The following is a 22,013-nucleotide window of genomic DNA, read 5'->3' on the forward strand; positions in this document are numbered from 1 at the left end:
CTGGAACGGCCCCAAACGCGCAGGCGGACTGGCTTGCTTGGACCAGCCAGCCCGGGATGTCGATCAGTTCTTGTTTGCGCGCCAATCACGCAGGCGATCGACGCCGGCGAGGATGGTTTGCGGCGTCTTGGCAAAGCACAGGCGCAAGAGGCCGCTGGAGCGGCCGTCGCCGTGAAAGGCGGATAGCGGGATGGCGGCAACGCCGGCTTCCCGCACCAGCCGTTGCGCGAATGCGACATCGTCCCCGGGGGGATCATAGGCCGAAATATCGATGTTGAGGAAATAGGTTCCCTGAGCATCCAGCACGCTGAAACCGGCTTGCCGGAGCGATCCGGCCATCAGGTCACGCCGCTGCTGCAGCTTGCTACGCAATCCGTCGAAATAGTCGGCGTCCAGTCGCAGGCCGTAAGCGACGGCGGTCTGCAAAGCGGGCGGGGTGGTGAAGGTCAGGTATTGGTGGGCGCTGGCGATGGGGCCGAGCAGGCGAGCATCAGCGGTGACATAGCCGACCTTCCAGCCGGTGACCGAAAACGACTTACCGGCCGAGCCGATGCGCACGCAGCGCGCGCGGGCTGCGGGCAAGCTCATGAGTGGAATGTGCCGGCGGCCATCGAAGGTCAGGTGTTCGTAGACCTCGTCACAGATGGCAATTAGATCATGCCGGTTGATCAGCTCGCTGATGAATTGGAGGTCATCGAGCCCCATGAGGTGGCCGGTCGGGTTCATCGGCGTGTTGAGCACAATGGCGCGGGTTTTGGCGGTTACGGCGGCTTCAAGCGCCTCGCGCGGCAAGGTCCAGTGCGGCGCTTCGAGGGTGACCGGCACCACATTGGCGCCGGCGCGCTGCACCAGCGGGCGGTAGGAGTCGTAGGCGGGCTCGAGCAGGATGACCTCGTCACCCGGGTTGAGCAGCGCAAGAAAGGCGGCGGCGAGGGCCTCAGTGGCGCCTGAAGTGACGATCACCTCGGTCTGCCAATCGACCTCGAGCCCGAAGTGGCGCTTAGCGTTCTCCGCCACGGCCTGGCGCAGTGCCGGGAGCCCCCGCATGGGCGGGTATTGGTGCGGGCCGGCCAGCATGGCCTGCGCGGCGGCCTCGACCACCTCGCGCGGCTCCAGGTCTTCGGGAAAGCCTTGCCCAAGATTGATCGCGTCATGCTCGGCCGCGAGGCGCGACATGGTCTCGAAAATGGAGACGCCGAGTTCGGAGAAGACTTCGTTCATGAGCGGGATCCGGATGCCGGGTGCGGCGGCTGTTAAGGGGCGCTGCGCACCCCTGCCATGGACGCCGGCTTGGCCGCAAGGGGAAGAGGCCGTCGCCGAGCAAGCCCGGCGAGGCCCCTGTTCGGCTTACCAGCTCGCCAGGACGGCGCCGTTGAAGGTGGTCTCGACGAACTCTTTAATCTCATCGGAGTGGTAGGCTTCAACCAGCGCCTTGACCCATTCGGCGTCCTTGTCCTCGCTGCGGACAGCGATGATGTTGACGTAAGGGCCCTCAGGGCCTTCGCGCAGGATGGCGCCGTTCACCGGATCAAGCCCGGCCTGTTCGGCATAGTTGGTGTTGATGCCAGCGGCATCGACGTCGGGCAGGGTGCGGGGCAATTGGGCGGCGTCGATCTCGAGGATTTCGAGGTTCTTGGGATTGTCCACGATGTCGGCGACGCTTGCGGCCGTGCCGACGCCGTCCTTAAGCTTGATCACCCCGTTTTCCTGCAGCAGCAACAGAACACGGCCGCCATTGGTGGGATCGTTGGGAATGGCGATCGAGCCGCCTTCGGGGAGATCCTCAATGGAGTCGATCTTTTCGGAATAGATGCCGATGGGGAAGTTCACGGTGGTGGCGACCGAAACGATGTCGTAGCCTCGGTCCTTGATCTGGTTGTCCAGATAGGGCTGGTGCTGGAACGAATTGGCATCCAGTTCACCCGAAGCGAGCGCTTCGTTGGGCACGACATAGTCGGAGAACTCGGTGATCTCGAGTTCGATGCCTTTAGGTGCCAGCACTTCCTGAACTGCTTCGAGGATCTGGGCGTGCGGCCCCGGCGTGACGCCGATCTTGTAGGTTTCGGCAAAGGCTGGCGCAGCTGAGAGCGTGACGGCAAGCGCCAGGGCAGGCAGGAAGGTCTTGGTCATAGAGGCATCCTTGTTGAAAGTCAGAAGCGGGCGCGCTTGTCGAGCCGGCGCGCGAGGAAGTCGCCAAGGCTTTGCACGCCCTGGACGAGAACGATCAGCACCAGCACCACGACGAGCATGACGTCGGGCATGAAGCGCTGGTAGCCAAAGCGGATGCCGAGGTCGCCAAGCCCCCCGCCGCCCACCGCGCCAACCATGGCCGAGTAGCCGATCAGGCTGACGACGGTGAGCGTGAGGGCCGAGACGATGGCCGGCAACGCCTCGGGCAACAGCACCTTTTGCACGATCTGGAGCGGCGTGGCGCCCATGGCGCGGGCCGCCTCGATCAAACCTTGATCAACGCCGCGAATCGCCGCTTCGATGACGCGGGCAATAAAGGGCGCGGCAGCAATGGTCAGCGGCACGATGGCGGCGCTGGTGCCAATGGAAGTGCCGGCAATCAGCCGCGTCAGGGGAACGATGGCGACCACGAGGATGATGAAGGGGGTGGAACGGGCGGCATTGACCACGAGCCCGATCGCGTTGTTGATCGCGGGGGCGGCAAAGAGTTCGCCACGCCGACTGGTGGCGAGGAACACGCCGAGCGGCAGGCCGATCAGGGTGCCGATCAGCCCGGCCACGCCCACCATATAGAGGGTTTGGCCAACCGATGAGAACAGCAGCTTGAGGATCTGGGGGGAAAAAACTTCAGGCCACATAGCCAAGCACCTCCACATCCAGACCCAGCTTTTGCGCCGCTTCGCCCAGCGCCGCGACCTGGGTGGGAACGGCCGGGACCCCCACGATCAAGGTGCCAAAGGGTTGCCCCGCGATGTGATCGACCTTGGCTTGGATGATCCCCAGATCCAGATCGAGTTGCCGGGTCAATACGGACAGAAAGGGCTGTGCCGCGTCGCCACCGGTAAAGGTCAGGCGCACCAGCGCCTGCGACGCGCCAGCGGAATCTGAGGCAAGCTTGCTGGCAAGATGGGCCGGCAGTTCCGTGCCCGTGAGGCTGGCGACAAAGTTGCGCGTTGTTGGGTGCCTTGGCCGGGTAAAGAGGTCAAAGGTCGACCTTTCCTCCACGATCCGGCCGCCATCGATCACCGCCACCCGGTCCGCGACAGACTTGATGACCGACATTTCATGGGTGATCAGCAGCACGGTCAGGGACAGTTCGGCATTGACGCGGCGCAGCAGCGCCAGGATTTGTTCGGTGGTTTCCGGGTCAAGCGCCGAGGTCGCTTCGTCCGACAGCAGCACCTTGGGATTGGTCGCGAGGGCACGGGCAATGCCGACGCGCTGCTTTTGGCCGCCCGACAGTTCGGCGGGATAGCGCCGCGCCTTGTCGGCCAAACCCACAAGCTCGAGCAGGGGGGTGATCCGCGCCTTGATCTGGGATGAGGGGAGGCCAGCAATCTCGAGGGGCAGCGCAATATTGTCATAGGCGGTGCGGCGCGCCAGCAGGTTGAAATGCTGGAAGATCATGCCGATGGAGCGGCGCTGCTCGCGCAGGGCATGTTCGGGCAGGGCGGAAATCTCGACACCATCCACCACGACCCGGCCACTGCTTGGCCGTTCGAGCCCATTGACCAGCCGGATCAATGTCGATTTGCCGGCCCCCGAGCGCCCGATAACGCCCAAGATGGAGCCTTTGGGAACATCAAGCGTAATGGCTTCCAGAGCACTGACGGCGCCGCCGCCGGAGCGCGCCGGATAGGTCTTTTCGACGTCCCGCAGCGCAATAAGGGGTGTGGCGTTTTCCGCAGCGGATGGGGCGGGTTGTAGGTGTAGATGAAGGTTCACTGGGTATCCTGGTAATCAGGGCGTAGATTGGCGACTTGGCACCTCAGAGTCGAGCCAAGGCTTGCTTTGCATCGAGCCGGCAGGAAAACTTCGTTGGCACCACGCCCTAATTCTTAGTTCGGCATTCCTGCGGCTGTGTCCAGCTCTGGTGCATATAGCGCTGCGCAGGCTTGTGCCAACCAGAGTTTGCCCCCGTGCTTGCATAACCAGGCATGCTCCTGGCGAGCAAAGATTTGCGGGCAATTCTCTGGACTATGCACCGGCTTTGGTCCTGAGCGAATTTGGCCTCAGTTATGCACCGCCCGAGCTCTTGAGTTTGCAGCACACGAATGTGGCGCGGAAATCGCAATATATGCGCCACGCTCAATTGGGCGCGGCTAGAGCATCCGCCTGGTTGCGCTTTGCTCAGCCCTGGCCGAGAGCTACAGCTGGTGACAGCAAAGCTGCGACGGGTTGCCCGTTGATGCGGACACCCCGCTCGTGCTCGGCGATAGCTCGGTTCAACTACGGCAAAGAGCCGAGCGCGGCATGGAGGTCTTGCCAACCGCCGAGTGAGCCTTGAAGAGGCTAGTGAAGTTCAGCCACTCACACTGTTTGAAGCAGTGGCATTACGGTGGCGCAAGCGATCACGCCGGCGCAATGCATCGGCCTAACTGGGGAAATCCAGCCGGTGTGCGGAGCGCGGCCATTGATGGCTGAAGCGGATAAGCCGACGCGGATTGCTCAGCGAGACCGGTGGAGCAGGGTATCGTCTGGTATCCCTTTGGTGATCAAGCCACCAAAAGGATGAGGCATCATTTCCACTCGGGGATCATGCTCGGCATGGCGTAGCGGGCGCCAGCAGCGCCCTCCGGCAGGATTGCCGTGATCCGGGCCAGATCTTCTGCCGTCAGCTGGACCGCCGCCGAGCCGATATTCTCCGCTAGGCGTTCCTTGCGGCGCGTGCCCGGGATGGGAACGATGTCGTGGCCCTGCGCCAGCAGCCAGGCGAGAGCCAGTTGCGACACGGTAACGCCCTTTGACTTTGCTAGCACCGTGAGCTGCTCGACCGCGGCCTTGTTCTTCTCGAAATTGCCGGGTTGCCAACGTGGATCGCTGCGACGCAGGTCGTTCTCGGCATAATCTGCAGCTGGCTTGACCTCGGCGGTGAGGAAACCGCGACCAAGTGGAGAATAGGGCACAAAGCCGATGCCCAGTTCGCGCAAGGTGGGGAACAACGCCTCAACCTCCCGTTCGAATACCGAATATTCGGTCTGCAGCACGGTGACCGGCTGCACGGCATGGGCGCGACGGATGGTTTCGGGGCCGGCTTCGCTCAGGCCGAAAAACTTCACCTTGCCGGCAATGATCAGGTCTTTGACCACGCCGGCCACATCTTCGATCGGCACGTTGGGATCGACCCGGTGCTGGTACATGATGTCGATGTGGTCCACACCCAAATTGCGCAGGCTCCTGTCGGTGAGCTCGCGGATGAACTCCGGACGGCTGTCGATACCCCAATCCTCGGTGAAGCCGAACTTGGAGGCGATCACGATCTCGTCGCGAAATCCTTTGACGGCGCGGCCGAGGATCTTTTCATTCTCGCCCCAACCGTACACGGCGGCCGTATCGAAAAAGGTGACGCCCTGGTCAAAAGCGTAGCGGATCGTCTCGATTCCCTGGGCTTCATCGCTGTCCCCATAGGCAACGGAGACCCCCATGGCGCCATAGCCGATTGCCGAAACTTCCGGACCATTCAGACCGAGGTTACGCTTTTTCATGACAATTCCTTCCATCTTGCAGGCCTCATAGCTAGGGCCTTGGCCTCACCACTGCGTGCCGAAAACTCCTGAATGCTTGCCTATTCCTCCTGATGCGTTGCGGAAGGCTGCTTGCCGGGACTAGTATCGCGAGATGAGCACCACCACAGACTTGAAGCGCCTGATCCAGCCATACGCCCTGCAACCCAAAACGGCGACGTCGATCGCGCGGCTGGAAATCATGCGGCTGGACCATCCCACGGATTTGCAGCCGGTGATTTACGAGCCTGCTGTTTGTCTCGTGCTGCAGGGAGCAAAGCGCGCCGTAATCGGCGAAAAGGTCTTGGCTTATGGCGAAGGCGATTACTTCATCGCCGCAGCCGAGGTAGCAGCGCTTGGCCGGATTTCGGCAGCGACAAAGGATGAGCCCTATCTGGCACTCACCCTGCTGCTCGACCCCCAGGTTATCGCTGGCGTCTTGCTGGACTTGCCAAAGGGGATCGAGCCCCCGGTCTCATCCGGCTTCTTCACCAGCACGGCCGACAGCAAGCTGCTCGATGCCTGGCTACGGCTGGTGAGTGTCCTTGACCGACCCGACGAGGCCGCAGTGCTGGCCCCCATGATCGAGCGGGAAATCCTGTTCCGGCTTCTGCAGGGCCCGAGTGGCGTTCTGCTGCGCCAGATTGCCGGGAGCGACAACCGGCTCTCCAGCATCCGCAAGGCAATGACCTGGCTGCGCCAACACTACGCCCAGCCGGTCAGGGTCGAGCAACTGGCCGCTCTTGCTGGGATGAGCCCATCCGTGTTCCACAAGCACTTCAAGGACGTGACGGCGCTGTCCCCCATCCAGTACCAAAAGCAGATCCGACTGCATGAGGCGCGCCGGCAACTGTCGCAGGCCCCGCTAGACGCAGCCGGTGTGGCCTTCTCCATCGGCTATGAAAGCGCCTCCCAGTTCAGCCGAGAATACAAACGCTTGTTCGGTGCCTCACCGGTCCAGGATGCCAAACAATTGCAGGGGTTGATCGGTTAGGCCAACGATCTGGTCGACGTCGGGTTCGCCTCGCGTGCAGCCTGCGGCGACAGCCGTGTCGCGGTCAAAGCGCTCCACCCGGCCCGCCTCCTGCTCTGCTCGGGACAGGGATTTGCAGCTGCATGGGACCCCGGAAGCTCTCGCGAGTTGCGCGACGCCATAGGCGCCCCCTTTCGGAGTTCCAGGACAGGCAAGCTGCCGCATCGCAGGCAGGGCAGCCTGAGGCCAGTTACGACGAACCCCCGGTCTTTACTTTGAGACGGGCAGGCCCGCTTGCTCTTGCCCGGGCCAAGTTGTCAGATCATGGTCGATAACCAGATCGAGAGCGGCCCTTTTCGACCCCCGACTTTGCCTGCACGGCCATGCCTTGCGTGACAACCATCACAAAGCGCTAGCGCGCTGCCGGCAAGGGCCTTCGCGCCGTGCCCGTTCGAGCGGCTCACATAGAGCTGCCTCGTTCGTCGCGCGGCGGATGGACTTCATGCCGGGTCTGCTGCTCGGCCGAACGGCGCAGAATGCGGTCCACCACCTTTGGGACAGCATAGGAAGTTCGGAACCCCAACCTTGCCGTGTGGGTTTGGACAAGCACCGGCGATACCAGCAGTTGACAGCGGAGCATTTCGGTCGCCTGGCTGATCGCGTTCCTTGTTCCGCTCCTTGGGACAGCAACGGCTTAACCGACCAATCCGCTGGCGCAGCTTGAAGAAAGAGGGGTGCGAAGGTCACTTCGCACCGCCATTGCTTGTGCTGGGGAGTTGCACCCGACCTGAATTCGACCTTTCATGATGGAGAAGATTATGGCCAAAACGGCATTGGTGGTTGGCGCAAGCGGTATCGTGGGAAGCGCGACAACCGCTCTGCTGGTTTCGGAGGGTTGGACAGTCTACGGGCTGGCCCGGCGTCCCCTTGCACAGGCGGGGGTTACACCCGTTACTGCGGATCTGCAGGACGCCGGAGGGACGGCGGCAGCCTTGAAAGACCTCAAAGTGGATGCGGTTTTCATCACCACGTGGCTGCGCCAAGACAGCGAGGCGGAGAATATCCGCGTCAATTCAGCCATGGTGCGCAATCTGCTGGACGGATTGCGGTCAAGCAACAGTATCCGCCATGTGGCGCTCGTCACCGGGCTCAAGCACTATCTTGGCCCCTTTGAGTCTTATGGCAAAGGTGTGCTGCCACAAACCCCGTTCCGGGAAGATCAAGGCAGGCTCGACGTCGCTAATTTTTATTATGCACAGGAAGATGAAGTGTTTGCCGCCGCCGCGCGCGACGGGTTCACCTGGAGCGTTCATCGCCCGCATACCGTCATCGGCAAAGCTGTCGGTAATGCCATGAACATGGGAACGACCCTGGCTGTTTACGCCTCGCTTTGCCGCGAACTCGGACGTCCTTTCCGCTTCCCGGGATCAGCGGCGCAATGGAACGGACTGACGGACATGACGGATGCGCGCCAGCTCGCGCACCAGCTGCTGTGGGCCGCAACCACCCCGGCCGCCGCCAATCAGGCGTTCAACATTGTCAATGGTGACGTGTTCCGGTGGAGCTGGATGTGGGCTCGGATTGCTGAGTGGTTCGGCCTGGAGCCCGCGCCGTTCGACGGCACAGTGTTGACGCTGGAGCAGCAGATGCAAGGCGACGCCCCCATCTGGAAGCAGCTTGCCGAGCGCCACGGCTTGGTCGAGCCGGAGCTTTCGCGCCTGGCTTCACCCTGGCATACCGACGCTGATTTGGGGCGCCCGATCGAGGTCGTCACCGACATGGGCAAGAGCCGCAGTTTGGGCTTCACCCGCTATCAGCCAACCGATCAGGCCTTTTATGACCTGTTCACCCAGTTGCGCGCTGATCGCCTGATCCCATAGGTGGCACCGGACCAATTTGCTGTTTTGGGGTCAGCCAAGGAGCAGAAGCATGTCTCCCCACCTGCTCTCGACCCTGAACTGATGCATGAAGCGCTCCCCGAGCCGGGCATGCTTACCGCAGGGCAAGGATTGCGGCCTAGCGCGAGCTCCCGGCGACTGCCCGACATTTCGGTCGAGAGGCATCTTGCGCCGGCCGATCAGCGCAGGAAATGAGCGACCCGGAAGGGCCACAGTCCCTGGTGCTGAAAATGGATACTGGGGCTAATTCTACGGGGTACGCAAATGGGGTACGCGACTGATTTGCGGGCCTGCTACTCCCTGAAGTTGCAGGGCTTTCATGCGTCGCCGGAAAATGGTGGAGCTGAGCGGGAGAGGAGCTACCCTAATTCAGTTCGTTACATTCCAACGGCTTAGCATCTGTTTGTCTTAGCCAGTGTGTGTAGCACTTGTGTGCAACTCCGGCAACAAGTTCGAGCTGGATGCCCCCTTAAGGGCCGTCCGGTTCATCTGGATGTTGCGACTTCACTCAGGGCGCAAAAAGGCTCCAGTCTAGCCTAGCTTCGCGTGTGCAGCTTTCACGTGCTTATTTTCAGCCACACTCAACAATTTGGTCAGCCACAGGCCCTATAAGCGGCAAAGTCAATAAGGAGGAGATAGGCCATGCGGTACTTGGACGCTGGTGGCAGAAACCCAGCGGATGCACTTGGCACGTGGTTGTTGCAGACGCTTGATGAAGACGTTGAACAACTAAGAGTACAGACAGGTTTTTTTAGTGCGGATGGGCTCCCGCCGTTCGTGGACGTCCTGAAGCGCCTCCACGCTGCAAATGGTACAACCACGTTCCTGGTCGGCTCCAATGACGGCGGTACGCTCTACGGGCACTTAGCACTGCTCGTGGAACTGATGGGGTTGCCCCGGTCAGGCGCTCGGCTTGGAGTAGTCGGCTTCTCACATGGTTATTTTCATCCCAAAACGTACCACATCATGCGGAAGGATAAGTCGTCGGCAGCTTATGTCGGATCAGCCAATTTGAGCCACTCTGGTGTGGCCTCGCTTCATGTGGAGGCTGGTCTAGTCTTGGATACTCGCGCAGGCGATCCCGCATCTGTACTGGACCAAATAGCTACGGCGGTGGACGATTGGCTTTTGGGAGGCAGACCCGGTCTTGAAATGGTCAGTGGCGTCAGCGACCTGAACCGTTTGCTGACTGATGGCTTTATTCGCAACACGCCGCCGCCACGCCCTCCAACGGGTTCAGGCGCATCAGCAAGCAGTAGTCCCCCAAAGGCGCGACTTGCACCTTTGATTACGCTTCCCGCTCTACCATCAACTTCAGCCGTTGGTAGCACAGCCGGTCTTGCTGCGCCGCTGTCCGCACCGGCAACACCGCCGCTGCCTGGTCTAGCTGTACCACGCAACCCTCCGTACCCTGACTACATGCTGTTTGCACCGGGGGTAACAATCCCGACATCAGGCGCTGACGCTGTTACGGGAACGGGCCTTCCCGGAGGTCAGGTGGGTCTTGTTTATCAGCTCAACAGAGACAGTGCTCGCCATTGGCAGGGCAGGGTAGGCACCGCAAACATCAGTATCCCGGTAGCGACCATTCCCACGATTAGATTTGGCGAATACTCCAGGGGATCAGGGTCCCGTCCGAGAGCAGAGTTCGGGTTAGAACTGCGGTACTTGTTCTCGGGTGGCGAATATCGTGTCGATCCAGGTGAGACTAATGTTATGGCATACGGATATGGAGCAGACACTGGCCACAAGGACACTAGGTTTGTGGTGCCGGTCGGACCAGCTCGCGACTTAGGCGAAGCTATCGATGTGGGCGGAAGAGTAAAACCTGCTCCTGGGCATCTTTGCTTGATTGAATGGCCGACGCTTAGCGACCCGGTCTTCCGCATTTCGCTGCTTGAACCTGGTTCAACATTTCAGCAGCGGGCACAGACACACTATGACGCAGCGAGTGCATCTCGTCAGACTGTGGGCCGCGGCGCTTGCTGGCTGCCTCCGGCCCTCTCGCCAGCTTGGTGAATAATGGTCCACTAACTTCTAAGAACGACCAATGTTTCGGCGTTCACAGCGTTACTCGCATGAAGGCCGAACCTTTTGTATGTTTGCAGCGGGATAAGCTCTTCAATCCTCCAGCCAACGCTCACCGCCAATTCGGCGAGGTGCACGGGCGTGTCGATGTCCTCCCTTACTCCCCCAAGGGTGGTATGATTGTGGCCCACGATAAGTGCATAGGGAGCATCTGGTTTCATTCGGGTGCGAACCGCCTTGAACGATGCCCTCATGTCGCGGAAGTATCTGTAAAGAAGGACTGGCACCACCCTTCGGCGGAAACCGTCGCCGTCACTCAGCCGGGCTTCAAGGCGCTGGCAAAGAGTAAATTGATTGTCGGGTAATTCGTCCAGATTGGCCAGCATAGCCCGCCCGAGCTCTCTGCGTGAACTAGCCCTGAGTTCTCGGCTGCCGGTAAGCTGCGCGTCTAACGTGGCAATCGCCTCGGGCGCGGCAAGACCTGCCCAGACCAATGAAAGACGTTGTGTGTCGATGTACGGAAGGGCCATGGCATAAGGGGGGCTTGTGAGTGCTCCATCGAACACGGAAGTGTCCAATGTGCTCACGTCACCTAGTACAGCCTCGCAAGAGGGAGTTTCGGTGCCCATTATAGCTTGAGACCGGCTCAATCGAGCGATGAAGCTCTCAGCCGCTCTGAAAAACTCCTGCTCAAAAGGCGACGCGGGAAGCGGCGTAGTCCGGCGGCGTATGCGGAGATCAGCAGGCTCTTGAAGCGAGTATTCTCTGAGCATGTTGCTGGCGATGACAACAAAGATGGGAGCGAGATTGCCGGTTGCAGAGTGAATTGAGATGCGAAGCCTTTCGAGCAGGTTCAGAATGCCAGGCTCGAACCACTTCAATAGGTACGTTCCCCTGGCGTCTTCTAGCTCTACATCCCAGCTCCCCCTCTCGAGGGTAGCTCTAACTTCTTCAAGCGCCCGGACCAGGTCCGCAGCGGGAGTTTGCAGTGCCAATAGCTTCGCATTGGCTATGAACACCGCAAGGGGGTTCAAGTCTGTGCCGAGCCCATGAATGCCCAGCTGTGAGCATTCTACCAGGGTGGTACCGCTGCCGCAAAATGGATCAAGAACTCGTTGGCCTTGTTTGAAGCCGAATATGTTCAGCAAAGCCTTTACGACCTGAGGGTTGAACTTGCCCTTGTACTCGTGAAGGCCATGAACTGAGTAGCGAGTAGCCTGGCGGTTCTTGCTGCCGCCCACCGAGCGCTCGATTTGAGCTTGTACCGTCTCAGCCTGCCCGCCCTCACCTTCGATTTGAGCAAAGTACACCAGTCGAGATACGTCTTCCTCATTCCTGTGGCCTACAAGCCGTAGACCATCGGCCTCCTTTACAAACTCAGTAGGTGAAAGCAGTGCTGCGACCTCGCGCAATCCAAGATCGCGCTCATAGGGAAAATACTTGTAGGTGTGCCACTGGAGCTTCAAGACCCACTCCTTAGCACCAGGACTGTTTCGGTCTTGATATTTGCATGAGACAGGTTGAATGACTTTCGATTGGCCGCGATGACACGTTCCGTGCGGAACACAGTGCTATAGCCGCGTTCGTGCGCGATGCCCTCGATCAGCTTGCCGTTGTCAACGATCTCGCCGTGGATTTTAGATCGGCCAACAACGAAGCAAACAAAGCCGCCCGGAATTAGGACGTCTTCAAACCTGCCAAAAAGCTCCCCCATCTGGCTGGTGAAGTTCTGCGTTGTATGGGGGTTAGCCCCAAAAAAGTGGGCGCGAGCACCAATCTCGTCCTTCTTCACCGCAAGAGGATCATGGCCCAACCACCACATCCTGTACTTGTGATATAGCCAGTACTCATATGCATTGGGGTAAGGGGGCGAGGTAATCACCGCACCCACTGGAAACGCCACGTCCTTTGTTGATAACTTTGTGGCGTCCATCTCGATCACCTGAGCAGGTGCAAGGCTATATGAACGCTCTTGGAGGGCCGCAGCGAGACTTCCAGCGGACTTAATGAACAGGCGATACACGTCACCAGTAACAAGGGATTTGTGCACCGCCGCATAGCGGGTATCACTTTCCTGATTTGAAACCTTTACGAGAATGCTCGATAGGGACAATCGCAGTGCGTCTTTGAGGGCATCCGGCTCATAGCTGATTGCAGCAACGAGGGCCGAAACCTCATGCTGAACCCCTGGCAGAAACCAATGGTCTAAGTTGGGAATGGCGGGAATGGCCGGTGACCGGATTTTGGCTGCGCGTTGGACTGCTTGCAGGGCCGACTGCACAAGATCGCCCGGAGAGGGAGACGTTCTAACCCTAGCAAGCAGGCAAGCGATGGGATTGAGGTCGATCCCCACGGAGGGTATTCCGCGCCGCTGACACTCTACAAGCGTTGTTCCGCTTCCAACGAAGGGGTCGAGAACGCAGGTGCCCCGGACGATTGGTAGCGCGTTCAAGAGCGATGCAGGCAGCTCTGGAATGAACTTAGCAGGGTAGGGGTGGATGCGCTCTAGCTTCGACCCGCTTTTGCGGCCAGCGAAGCTCCAGTCGATTTCGGTCAGCTTTCTGTTGATCTCGGGATATTCCGATAACGCTAAGCTGGCAGAGGAAAACTGAATAGACATTGTTTCTCACATAACTCCTAACGCTTCTTAGCACTGTCAACGGTGCGCGTCCTTCCAGCGTCATTGTATCCCCTGAAATTGCGCTCCACGGGTAAGTGCTGCGCTAAAGGAGTGCACCTGCGGCGTTATTCACGAACAGCTCGCCATCTCGGACGTACTTAGCCAACATCGTATCAGACCTGTGGCCCGTCTGAGCTCTGATCTTCCAGTTTGGTACGCCCATCTGCGCAGCGCTGGTGGCAAGCCCCGCTCGCAAGCTGTGGGACGAGAAGTGTTCTGGGTCCAACCCTGCTGCACCGGCTCGGGCCTTCACGATCATTGACACTGCTCTGCCGGTGAGCCTTTGATCAGACACTTGCTCATGCCGGTTAACGGATCGAAAGATCGGGCCGGACCTGATGCTGGCTCTGTCGAGCCAATTGGCCAACGCAGCGACGGGACAATGTTTGCCGCGCCCATAAGGGATGCCAATCCGCCGTCCAGCACCGATCTGATCGGTCTTTGAGAACCGCAGGTTTAGCACTATGCCCTGCCGCACATGGTCACTGTCATTTACGTCTAAGCTGACCAACTCTGACCTGCGGAACCCGCCCGCGAAGCCCACCAACAATAAAGCCCTGTCACGGCATGACCGGAGATCGTCGCCCGTCGCATCGAGGCATTCAAACAGGTCCTCCCGGATCATTGCTTTGGCTTGACGTTGCGCCGTGCCGTAGGTGCGCTGGATGCCGCGCAGTGTCATCTTGACCAGTGCCGACTTAGTGGGGTCATCCAGATCAAAGGCGCGGTGAGCTTTTGAAATCGCAGCTAACCACCTCGCCAGCGTTGCAGGTGCATGGCTCTCTGCATGGACTGCAATGAACGAAGCGACCGCAGCATCAGTGCTCGGAACCTCACCTCCCCAGGCTTGAAAGGTTCGGAGATCGGAACGATAGGCTATTTGCGTGTTCGGAGAGATGCTTGCTTCGAGAAAAGCAATGACCGAGGGTGTCAAGCCGTCTTTGCAATTAATTGCAAAACTGGTTAACGGGGATTGTCTCGGGGTCGCTGTGGTTTCCGATAGTTGGGTTTTGGCGGAAGTTAGATTGTGAAGACAGTCACTATTCGTAACTGCCTGCGGGCTGGATGCCTGAGTAGCGAACGATCTCACCTCCGCAATAAATTGCAATTCTTCTCGGCCCCTCATGTCGCGCCAACGATGTTGCGTTTTGGGCGCGTGGCAACCTTCCGCGATCATTTGCAAGCTCCGCATGACCGCTGCTGAGGTTCAAGATCGCCTTCTGCTTCCCGAGGTTGGTTCGCATTGTCGGTATCTACTAGTGCCTGCTTCACGGATTGGACATCGCCCACTCCCCACATCAATCTGTTGCTCCCTTTGTGGCTTGTTTCTCCCCGCAGTTCCTGCCGCCTATACGCTTCCGCCAGCCCGGCTTCAGGGCTGATCAGCATGTCAGCTGAGACCTTGGTCTTGATCATCAGCCGCTCCTCTGCTTCCTTTTGGGTCTCGACGCTGCCGTCGCGATGGATGTGCTCCACGTCAACTCCGACAGCGGCAAGATAGCGGCTCACCAGCAAATATCGGTGGCAGTCCAGGTTTTCGGCCTCGGCACAAAGCAGGGCGAGCTGGGTACGGGGACCTACTTCCAGCAGTCGTGCTATGCCGGTTCTGAACTCTACCGTTTTGGCCATTTCCTCATATCGGTCCGGCCCGGAGCGTGGCATCCCGCCGAGGAGGTCACCCAAGTAGAGGTAGGCAACACCACAACGGTTCAGGTTCACTCGGAGATAGGGGGCGGAGAAGTGCGCAAGCCGAGACCTAGGTCGAGACCTGACATCAGCTATGGCTCCTATCCGGTGCTGGTCGAGGAGGCGCTCAAAAGTGGGCCAGTCGTGGTTGGAATGGCCAAGGGTCAAAATACGCATTGCAAGGTACTCTCTATGATCTAGAGAGTAGCACGTTCCCGCCTAAAATGATATTGATTGCAATAGCTTAGCCGTTTTATTCCGCGCCACACGACATCAGACCCAATTCATCAAGCATCTGTGGCCAACGCTTCCAGATTGCTGCTGCGTCCCACCACGAGTGGGAATGCGCTGCGTAGTATGCCCGGTACAAAGTCCGCTTGTCTGGTGGAAGGAGACCCAGCGCAGCCACCAGCCCCTTGCTCTCGACAGCGCACAGGAACAAAGACCAGATGTACGGCTTGGTCTCGTCAACAGGTGGATCAACGAGGGCCTGCACCATCGATAAGCCCGCGAAGACGTTGCCCAGCGCAGGTAGTTCCAAGACTGGCAGTGCTAGGTTTCGCAAACGCCGCTCGATCCTGACGCCGGTTTTGTTCTGCCATCCCTTATGCTGCGCCTTGCGCTTGGCGGCGCGGTCGTAGATCGAAGTGGAGTTGCCGCTGGACTTCCCTGACTGGTAGGTCTGAAGGGTGCCGTCAGCCTTCCACGTCGTCGTCGTCGCGAGCTGCTGGGGAAGGAACAGGAAGTCGTGCATGGTCACGGCTGGGTAGTCGACAGCAACGTCAAGGCGAGTGACACGCCCGTGCTTCACGAAAGAACCCCAGCCATCAGGTAGGATCATCTGCAAGGTGGAATGTAGCTCCATCATGCCCTGAGGGCCGAGGTCAACCGGCACGAACTCGATCCGCATCTTGGTTGCCACGCCCTCGTCCTTGTCGAAGCCGTACTGAAACAGAGGCCACTTGGAAGCGTCTAGGACTGCATCTAACGCTATACGCTTGGAGACCTTGTAGTCACCCCACTTGCCGCCATTGGCCGACTTGAAGGGGCCGCTGGGCTCGCTGAAGGCAGTCCAGAGAGTGGAATGTACCTCGTGGGGTTTACCAGTCTTGGCGACGTCTAGGGTGACGCTGAGCTTGTCTATAAATGGGGAGGGGTACTCTACGGATGCGGTGCTTTTCCCGAGGGTTTTGTTCTTGTTAGAAAGCCCCTTGGGATTTTTGAGCAGAACTAGCGCCATCTCAACCTCACCCGTTGCACAGTTCATATCGCCGGTGTCGAGGCGATGCTATGCTCGGATGAGTTACGATCCTGCCAAGACCAAACCATACTTGTCTGCTGACCGCAAGTAAGCTGTCGCCCTAGGTAAGTGGCACGTCGGGCTGGTGGAGGAAGGTCAAGTCGAGGCCGGGATAGCTCACCTTTTCGATACCCCCAACTTGCAAGCCAAGATCGTGCTGATTGCCGTAATTATCGCTGACCGAGGTGCCGTGCTCCCACGCTCCCAACGCCTTGAGCATGGTCGGTGAAGCATCCACTCTCCGTAGCGCGTCGCGGAACGTATGGCGAAGGCCGTAGAACGACTGGTTCTCGTCGAGGGTGATGACCTCGGGCAAGAACTTTTCGTTGAACCGCTGCAGCGGATACTTCGCGTGGTTGCCGTATTTGTCCGGCTTCCACCCGATGAACAGGCGGTTACTGCCGGTAGCCGCCAATCGTTTCTGGTGATATTGGAGCAGCCCGATGCGGATCAGTTCCGAATGCAACGCCATCTTCCTGCGGCTCGCTGCTGTTTTGACGGTCTTAGTTCCGCTCTCTCCCAAGTCCGTGATGTCGAGATACCAGACGCCAGCATCGGTTTGACGCAGGTCGGATACCAGCATCTGGCAGACTTCATTGGGGCGCATTCCCATGAACAAGCAAATGAGTGGCACCCAGAAGCGCCAGTCTCGATCCTTCTGCTTGTACGGCGACACGCTGCCCGGCGCACATGAGTGATAGAACTCGGAGGTGAAGAACGTCTTTACCTGTTCCAATGACCACGGTGCTCGTTTTTCCTGAGCCGAGGTGCTCTCCTGCGTCAAGGCGCGGAGCTTGCCAGCGGGGTTGTGGCCAATGAGCCTCTTCTCGGCGGCGAGTTCCATGATGGCTTTGAAGGTGGAGATGTACATGCCTTGCGTGTGGGCCGCTAAAGTTGATCGGCCTTCTTTCGCGGCTTGCTCGATAGCTTTCTCCACCGGCAGTTTACCGAAAACCTTGAAGCGGTTCGTCGGCATCTTAGCGATCATGGTTCGGACGCGCTGCACGGCGTCGTAATCAACGTTATGCACAGGGGTCTCCTGCCCAACTAGCTCGCAAATGGCAGCTACGGCGGCGGCGACCTTATCGATGGTTTTTTGGCCCCTTCGGTTCGCTTTGGCCTCTTCTATGCGCTGGTTTAGGTATTGGTTTGCAAGGTCGCGGAAAATAACCTCTTCGCGGTGCAGCGGGCCGAAGAGATGATCAAAGTGCGTTCGCGAATGATCGCCCGAATACTTAGCAAGTCGGCGCTGTTCTACCTCTACCAGCCCTCTGACCACGATAGCCGCAAACTGCGCGTATTCTTCGCTGTCGGATGGGCCTGAGAGCTTCGCGTGGTTAAGCAACTTGTTTACGGTTTGGGTGACCCAAGGGCCAAGCTCTGGATTAGACGGGTCGCGCAGGATACCGATTGTCTGATCTGCCTCATCAATAAGCTCTCGCCGGATATCAGCATCGGGCGGTGGCGCAAGGTCGTCCAGTGCAACGGTCTGCCGATCCACGTACTCGCGAACCAACTTTGACAGCACCGCCTTCGACATTGGCGTCAGGCTGGCCGTGCCGCCGTTGGGCTGAGCCAACGCTGCGTCAAACTTGGCGTCCCATTCAAGGTCCTTGATGGTCCGCAGTTTCTTCGCCTGTGCCTTGTCTTTCGTGGACAAGGTTTGCCGGATCAGTTTGCCGAAGTGGGGCACCAATGCCTTCGGAACGCGGCGGTTGTAATACCACGTCCCCTTAGTTTGGATCAGATTGTGATTTCCGGCCACGTCGCTCATGCTTACATGTATAGCACAAATGTGTGCAACACCAAGAAAGCTAAGCCTCTGCACGACCTACTATATAAGGGTTTGTAGGGCTGTCAGACCGGAATGGTGGAGCTGAGCGGGATCGAACCGCTGACCTCGTCATTGCGAACGACGCGCTCTCCCAACTGAGCTACAGCCCCGTTCCGACCGGGTTGATATGCACCAAGATCGGGACGCAGAGCAAGAGGATTGCGTGGCCCGGCAGCGGCTCAGTGGGGCTCCCTGGCGTCCGGGGTGCCGAGGAGCCAATAGCCGGCGGCCTTGATATATTCGGGGTTCCAGCCACGCTCCTCGGTGAGGTGCGCGCGCACGGCTTTGCTGATCCCGCTTTCGCAGGCGATATAGGCGTAGGCCTCGCCGGCCGGGAATTCGAGTGCCGCCACGGCATCGAGCAGCAGGCTCGTCGCGCCGGCGGGCTGGCCGTTGCGATGCAGATAGTGAAGGGTCAGGTCCGCCTGGGTGGTGAAGCGCTGCTCTTCGGCAGCGTCGGCCACTTCGATCACCGCGATCACCCGGGCGCCGGCAGGGAGTTCTTCGATGCGGCGGCCAAGGGCGGGCAGGGCGGTTTCATCGCCCACCAGCAAATACCAGTCAAAGGCGTCGGGTACGACCAAAGAGCCGCGCGGGCCACCGATCACGAGTTTGTCGCCCAGCTTCACCTTGGCGGCCCAGCTCGAGGCGGGGCCGTCACCATGGAGCACGAAATCGAGCTCGAGCGTGCCTGCCGCCACGTCGAAATAGCGTGGGGTGTAGTCGCGCATTTCAGGGCGCTTGCCCGGGAGGAATTCAGCACCCCGCTCCCCGATCGGGGCGGTGTAGGGCTCGACCCCGTCCGGGAAAAAGAACGCCTTGATGTGATCGGCATGGCCAAGCGAAGCAAATCCGGTCAGGTCCCCGCGTAGCGAAATCCGGCGCATGCGCGGGGTGATGTCGGTGACCCCAATCACATCGAGCAGGCGCATCCTGGTCTCGTGGCGAACACGAATTGGGGCGCGGGGATCGCTGGTGGGGGCAGTGTCGGACATCGCATTCATTCCTGAATAGTTCGGTCAGGATTTACTCCGCTCGGGAACCCTGGGCAAGCCTTGCGCCGTTCTGATGGGGAGACGTGGTCTCGATCACCCCCAGATGCAGGAGAAACATCATGCGCAGCATCATCTACGAAAGCTTTGGCGTGCCCGAGCAGGTGCTCCGACTGGGCGATCGCCCCAAGCCCGAGCCGGGCCCCGGGCAGGTGCGGTTGCGCATGGTGCTGTCGCCCATCCACAATCACGACCTGATGACCGCGGCCGGGAGCTATGGCTTCAAGCCGGAACTGCCCGCGACAGGCGGCACGGAGGCACTTGGGGTGGTGGATGCCTTGGGGGAGGGCGTCACCAATCTGCAGGTGGGGCAGCGCGTCACCGGGGGCGGGCAGGCGACCTGGGCCGAGTATTTTCTGGGCGACGCGGCCCGGCTGGTGCCGGTGCCCGACAGTGTCGATGACGAAACCGCCTGCCAGCTCGTGTCGATGCCGCTTTCAGCCAAGATGATCATCCATGAGCTGGGCCTTAAGCGCGGGGAGTGGCTGGTGCAGAATGCCGCCAATGGGGCGGTGGGCAAGCTCGTGGCGCGGTTCGGGGCCGAGCAGGGGATTGGCGTCATCAGCCTGGTCCGGCGCGACGAGGCGGTGGCCGAACTCAAGGCGCTGGGCATCGAGCATGCGGTTTCAACCGCGAGCGAAGGCTGGCAGGACGAGGCCAAGGCGATGATCGGGGAAGGCAAGGCGCTGCACGGCATCGATTCGCTGGGGGGCGATGGGCCGGCCCAGCTGGCCGAAGTGATGGCCGATGGCGGCACCATCACTAATTTCGGCGCCATGACCGGCCGGCCGCTGCGCATCACCCCGGCGTTGTTGCTGTTCCGGCAGATGACGGTCAAGGGGTTCTGGGCGGCCAAGCCCAAGACGCCGGTGGCCGAGATCGCGCGGATGATCGGCGAGCTTGTCGCCGACGCCGCCAACGGCAAGCTCACCCTGCCGGTGGATGGGATTTATCCGCTTGAGGAGATCGCCGCGGCGGTCAAGGCCAGCGGCGAGCCCGGGCGCAAGGGCAAGGTGGTGCTGCGGCCTTAAACGAGGCCCAGCATCCGGTCCTGCTCGCGGCGCAGTGCGAACAGGCGGGTGGAGGTGTCGGGCTGGCTGTTGGCTGAAGTCAGCAGCTCGCCCTTCTTGACCGGCGCGGTCACCTTGCCGCCTTCGAGCAGTCCCACCGGCACGGCCACTTTGGCGCGGCTATCGGTGATGGTCATGGTGAAGGAGCGGTAGCAGGTTTCCCCGATGGCATCGAAGGTTTCGCCCACGGCCAGGTCCCGCTTGGCGACGGCGCAAACCTCGGCCACGGGCTGGGGCAGGGGCACCATGTCGGGCTTGCCATGCAGCATGATGCGCGCGCAGGTCAGCGGCACTTCAAGGCTTGTCAGGTGATAAGGCCGGAAGAAGCTGTAATAAGGGCCGTGGCCGATATGGAGATCATCCATGCGCTCGATAATGCGGGGATGCTCGGCCTTGACGATCACGAAGACCCCCGGCGCCACGCCCTTGCCCACGGTGAAATCGACAACGCCCATCTTGTTGAGGATCCCCCCGTCTTCGCGCGGGATCAGCACCTTGGCCATATCGTCGCGGTCGGCCTTGGGGCCGTGCATGCCCGGCACATCGGGCACAAGGCCCGTTGCATTGGCGATGGCGCACATTTCCACCATGGTCTTGGAGCCATCGACAAACTCAACGAGCATGCGCGGGTTCATGTTGCGGCGTTCCGCTTCTTCCCGATATTCATCGGGGATGGCATCGTGGCGGAGGGGATTGTTCTTGCCCTTGCCGGCGGCGACGATGGGCAGGCCGAGCGCGGAAACGAACTCGATCAGCTCCATGCACGAGGACGGCTCGTCGCCTGCGCCCACGGAATACACGACGCCCAGCCGGTCGGCCTGCGCCTTGAGATAGGGGCCAATGGTGACATCGGCTTCCACATTCATCATCACCAGATGCTTGCCATGCTCCATGGCCAAGAGGTCGTAGTCCGCGGCCACGCCCGGTTTGCCAGTGGCGTCGATCACCACATCGATATTGGGCGTGGTGACGAGGGTTTCGGCCGAGGTGATGGCGATCTTGCCCGCTTCGATGGCGGCGGTCGCCTGGGCGGGGCTGTCGGCGGTGCGCCCCTTGCTGTCGTCGCCATAGGCGATCTGCATGGCGGCAAGCGCGGTATGGGGGCGGCGGGTGGCGATGGCCGCCATCTCGATGCCCTGCATCAGCGACATTTGCGTGACCAGATCGGTGCCCATTTCGCCCGAGCCGATCACCCCGACGCGGATGGGCTGGCCGGTTTCGGCTCGCGCTTGCAGGTCGCGGGCGATGCCGGTGAGGGTGATGGAAGCGGTCATGGGTTCGGGTCCAAAAAGTGTTGATCTCCCCTAGCATCGGCAGGAGCAGTTTGAAACAGCGGTGACCCGTCGGGGTGCGGAAGCGCGTGCGCTTGCTGGCAGGGCGGCATCATGCTTTGTGGGCCGGCAACTGGAGGCAAAGGCGATGGCGCGGATCGGTTTGGTGGCCCATGACGACAAAAAGGACGAGATGGCCGCATGGGCCAATGCCCACCGGGCCAAGCTCAGCCAGCACGAGCTCTGGGGTACGGGCACGACGGGCGGAAGGGTGATGCGGGAAACCGGCTTGCCGGTGGCACTGCTCAAAAGCGGGCCCTTGGGTGGCGATCAGCAGCTGGGCGCGATGATTGCCGAAGGCCAGCTCGATGTGCTGATCTTTTTCATCGATCCGCTCTCGGCCCAGCCGCATGACGTGGACGTGAAGGCGCTGACGCGGTTGGCGACGCTTTACGATGTTCCCTTTGCACCCAATAAATCTACCGCAGACGCGGTTCTGGCGGCGCTTTAGCGCGCCCCGGTGTGGTT

The 22,013-nt window shown here is 60.3% G+C and carries 18 protein-coding genes and 1 tRNA gene; 5 read left to right on the plus strand and 14 right to left on the minus strand.

What is annotated here, in order from left to right; genetic code table 11:
- Nucleotides 1-63: 63 nt before the first annotated feature.
- The 5 genes from AC3YMN_RS08075 to AC3YMN_RS08095 all read right to left on the minus strand — a co-directional run bounded on the left by AC3YMN_RS08075 (nt 64) and on the right by AC3YMN_RS08095 (nt 5,675).
- The gene (locus AC3YMN_RS08075) at nt 64-1,221 is read right to left on the minus strand and encodes an aminotransferase (protein WP_489889619.1); all 1,158 of its coding nucleotides are present in this window, start codon (nt 1,219-1,221) and stop codon (nt 64-66) included.
- Nucleotides 1,222-1,347: 126 nt separating this feature from the next.
- Nucleotides 1,348-2,130: a MetQ/NlpA family ABC transporter substrate-binding protein gene (locus tag AC3YMN_RS08080; RefSeq protein ID WP_489889620.1), complete on the minus strand. Its 783-nt coding sequence runs from the start codon at nt 2,128-2,130 to the stop codon at nt 1,348-1,350.
- 20 nt (nt 2,131-2,150) lie between these two features.
- On the minus strand, nt 2,151-2,828 hold the full coding sequence (locus AC3YMN_RS08085) for a methionine ABC transporter permease (protein ID WP_489889621.1): 678 nt from the start codon (nt 2,826-2,828) through the stop codon (nt 2,151-2,153).
- A complete protein-coding gene (locus AC3YMN_RS08090) occupies nt 2,818-3,915 on the minus strand; it encodes a methionine ABC transporter ATP-binding protein (protein WP_489889622.1) in 1,098 nt (365 codons plus the stop codon). Before AC3YMN_RS08090 ends, AC3YMN_RS08085 begins: the two co-directional genes overlap by 11 nt.
- A 794-nt stretch (nt 3,916-4,709) precedes the next feature.
- On the minus strand, nt 4,710-5,675 hold the full coding sequence (locus AC3YMN_RS08095; RefSeq protein WP_489889623.1) for an aldo/keto reductase: 966 nt from the start codon (nt 5,673-5,675) through the stop codon (nt 4,710-4,712).
- 133 nt (nt 5,676-5,808) lie between these two features.
- Between AC3YMN_RS08095 and AC3YMN_RS08100 the strand changes: the two genes are divergently transcribed.
- The 3 genes from AC3YMN_RS08100 (at nt 5,809) to AC3YMN_RS08110 (ending at nt 10,583) form a co-directional block, all read left to right on the plus strand.
- Nucleotides 5,809-6,687 carry an AraC family transcriptional regulator gene (locus AC3YMN_RS08100; protein WP_489889624.1) on the plus strand — a complete coding sequence of 293 codons (879 nt, stop codon included), beginning with the start codon at nt 5,809-5,811 and terminating at the stop codon, nt 6,685-6,687.
- Nucleotides 6,688-7,484: 797 nt separating this feature from the next.
- Complete coding sequence (locus tag AC3YMN_RS08105) at nt 7,485-8,546, plus strand: SDR family oxidoreductase (protein WP_489889625.1); 1,062 nt, start codon at nt 7,485-7,487, stop codon at nt 8,544-8,546.
- 660 nt (nt 8,547-9,206) lie between these two features.
- The gene (locus tag AC3YMN_RS08110; RefSeq protein WP_489889626.1) at nt 9,207-10,583 is read left to right on the plus strand and encodes a phospholipase D family protein; all 1,377 of its coding nucleotides are present in this window, start codon (nt 9,207-9,209) and stop codon (nt 10,581-10,583) included.
- Between the two features lie 11 nt (nt 10,584-10,594).
- Here AC3YMN_RS08110 and AC3YMN_RS08115 read toward each other — a convergent pair whose 3' ends face one another.
- From AC3YMN_RS08115 to AC3YMN_RS08150, 8 genes are all read right to left on the minus strand, one after another.
- Nucleotides 10,595-12,058: a DNA methyltransferase gene (locus tag AC3YMN_RS08115; RefSeq protein WP_489889627.1), complete on the minus strand. Its 1,464-nt coding sequence runs from the start codon at nt 12,056-12,058 to the stop codon at nt 10,595-10,597.
- A complete protein-coding gene (locus AC3YMN_RS08120) occupies nt 12,055-13,212 on the minus strand; it encodes a DNA methyltransferase (RefSeq protein WP_489889628.1) in 1,158 nt (385 codons plus the stop codon). Before AC3YMN_RS08120 ends, AC3YMN_RS08115 begins: the two co-directional genes overlap by 4 nt.
- Nucleotides 13,213-13,315: 103 nt before the next feature.
- Nucleotides 13,316-14,449: a site-specific integrase gene (locus AC3YMN_RS08125; RefSeq protein ID WP_489889629.1), complete on the minus strand. Its 1,134-nt coding sequence runs from the start codon at nt 14,447-14,449 to the stop codon at nt 13,316-13,318.
- A complete protein-coding gene (locus AC3YMN_RS08130) occupies nt 14,446-15,135 on the minus strand; it encodes a DUF488 domain-containing protein (RefSeq protein ID WP_489889630.1) in 690 nt (229 codons plus the stop codon). Before AC3YMN_RS08130 ends, AC3YMN_RS08125 begins: the two co-directional genes overlap by 4 nt.
- Nucleotides 15,136-15,211: 76 nt before the next feature.
- Nucleotides 15,212-16,198, minus strand: coding sequence for a hypothetical protein (locus AC3YMN_RS08135; protein WP_489889631.1), 987 nt, complete (start codon nt 16,196-16,198; stop codon nt 15,212-15,214).
- Between the two features lie 121 nt (nt 16,199-16,319).
- On the minus strand, nt 16,320-18,032 hold the full coding sequence (locus AC3YMN_RS08140; protein ID WP_489889632.1) for a DUF6538 domain-containing protein: 1,713 nt from the start codon (nt 18,030-18,032) through the stop codon (nt 16,320-16,322).
- A 94-nt stretch (nt 18,033-18,126) separates the two neighbouring features.
- Nucleotides 18,127-18,202, minus strand: a tRNA-Ala gene (locus AC3YMN_RS08145).
- 69 nt (nt 18,203-18,271) lie between these two features.
- Nucleotides 18,272-19,087, minus strand: a complete 816-nt coding sequence (locus tag AC3YMN_RS08150; protein WP_489889633.1) for a siderophore-interacting protein — start codon at nt 19,085-19,087, stop codon at nt 18,272-18,274.
- Between the two features lie 119 nt (nt 19,088-19,206).
- Here AC3YMN_RS08150 and AC3YMN_RS08155 point away from each other — a divergent pair, with 119 nt between their 5' ends.
- Nucleotides 19,207-20,175: a zinc-binding dehydrogenase gene (locus tag AC3YMN_RS08155; RefSeq protein ID WP_489889634.1), complete on the plus strand. Its 969-nt coding sequence runs from the start codon at nt 19,207-19,209 to the stop codon at nt 20,173-20,175.
- Here AC3YMN_RS08155 and AC3YMN_RS08160 read toward each other — a convergent pair.
- Nucleotides 20,172-21,488, minus strand: coding sequence for an NAD(P)H-dependent oxidoreductase (locus tag AC3YMN_RS08160; protein ID WP_489889635.1), 1,317 nt, complete (start codon nt 21,486-21,488; stop codon nt 20,172-20,174). The two genes, AC3YMN_RS08155 and AC3YMN_RS08160, sit on opposite strands and share 4 nt — an antisense overlap.
- Nucleotides 21,489-21,633: 145 nt before the next feature.
- Here AC3YMN_RS08160 and AC3YMN_RS08165 point away from each other — a divergent pair, with 145 nt between their 5' ends.
- On the plus strand, nt 21,634-21,996 hold the full coding sequence (locus AC3YMN_RS08165) for a methylglyoxal synthase (RefSeq protein WP_489889636.1): 363 nt from the start codon (nt 21,634-21,636) through the stop codon (nt 21,994-21,996).
- Nucleotides 21,997-22,013 lie beyond the last annotated feature (17 nt).

The sequence above is a fragment of the Devosia sp. Z11_6 genome (assembly GCF_058133665.1).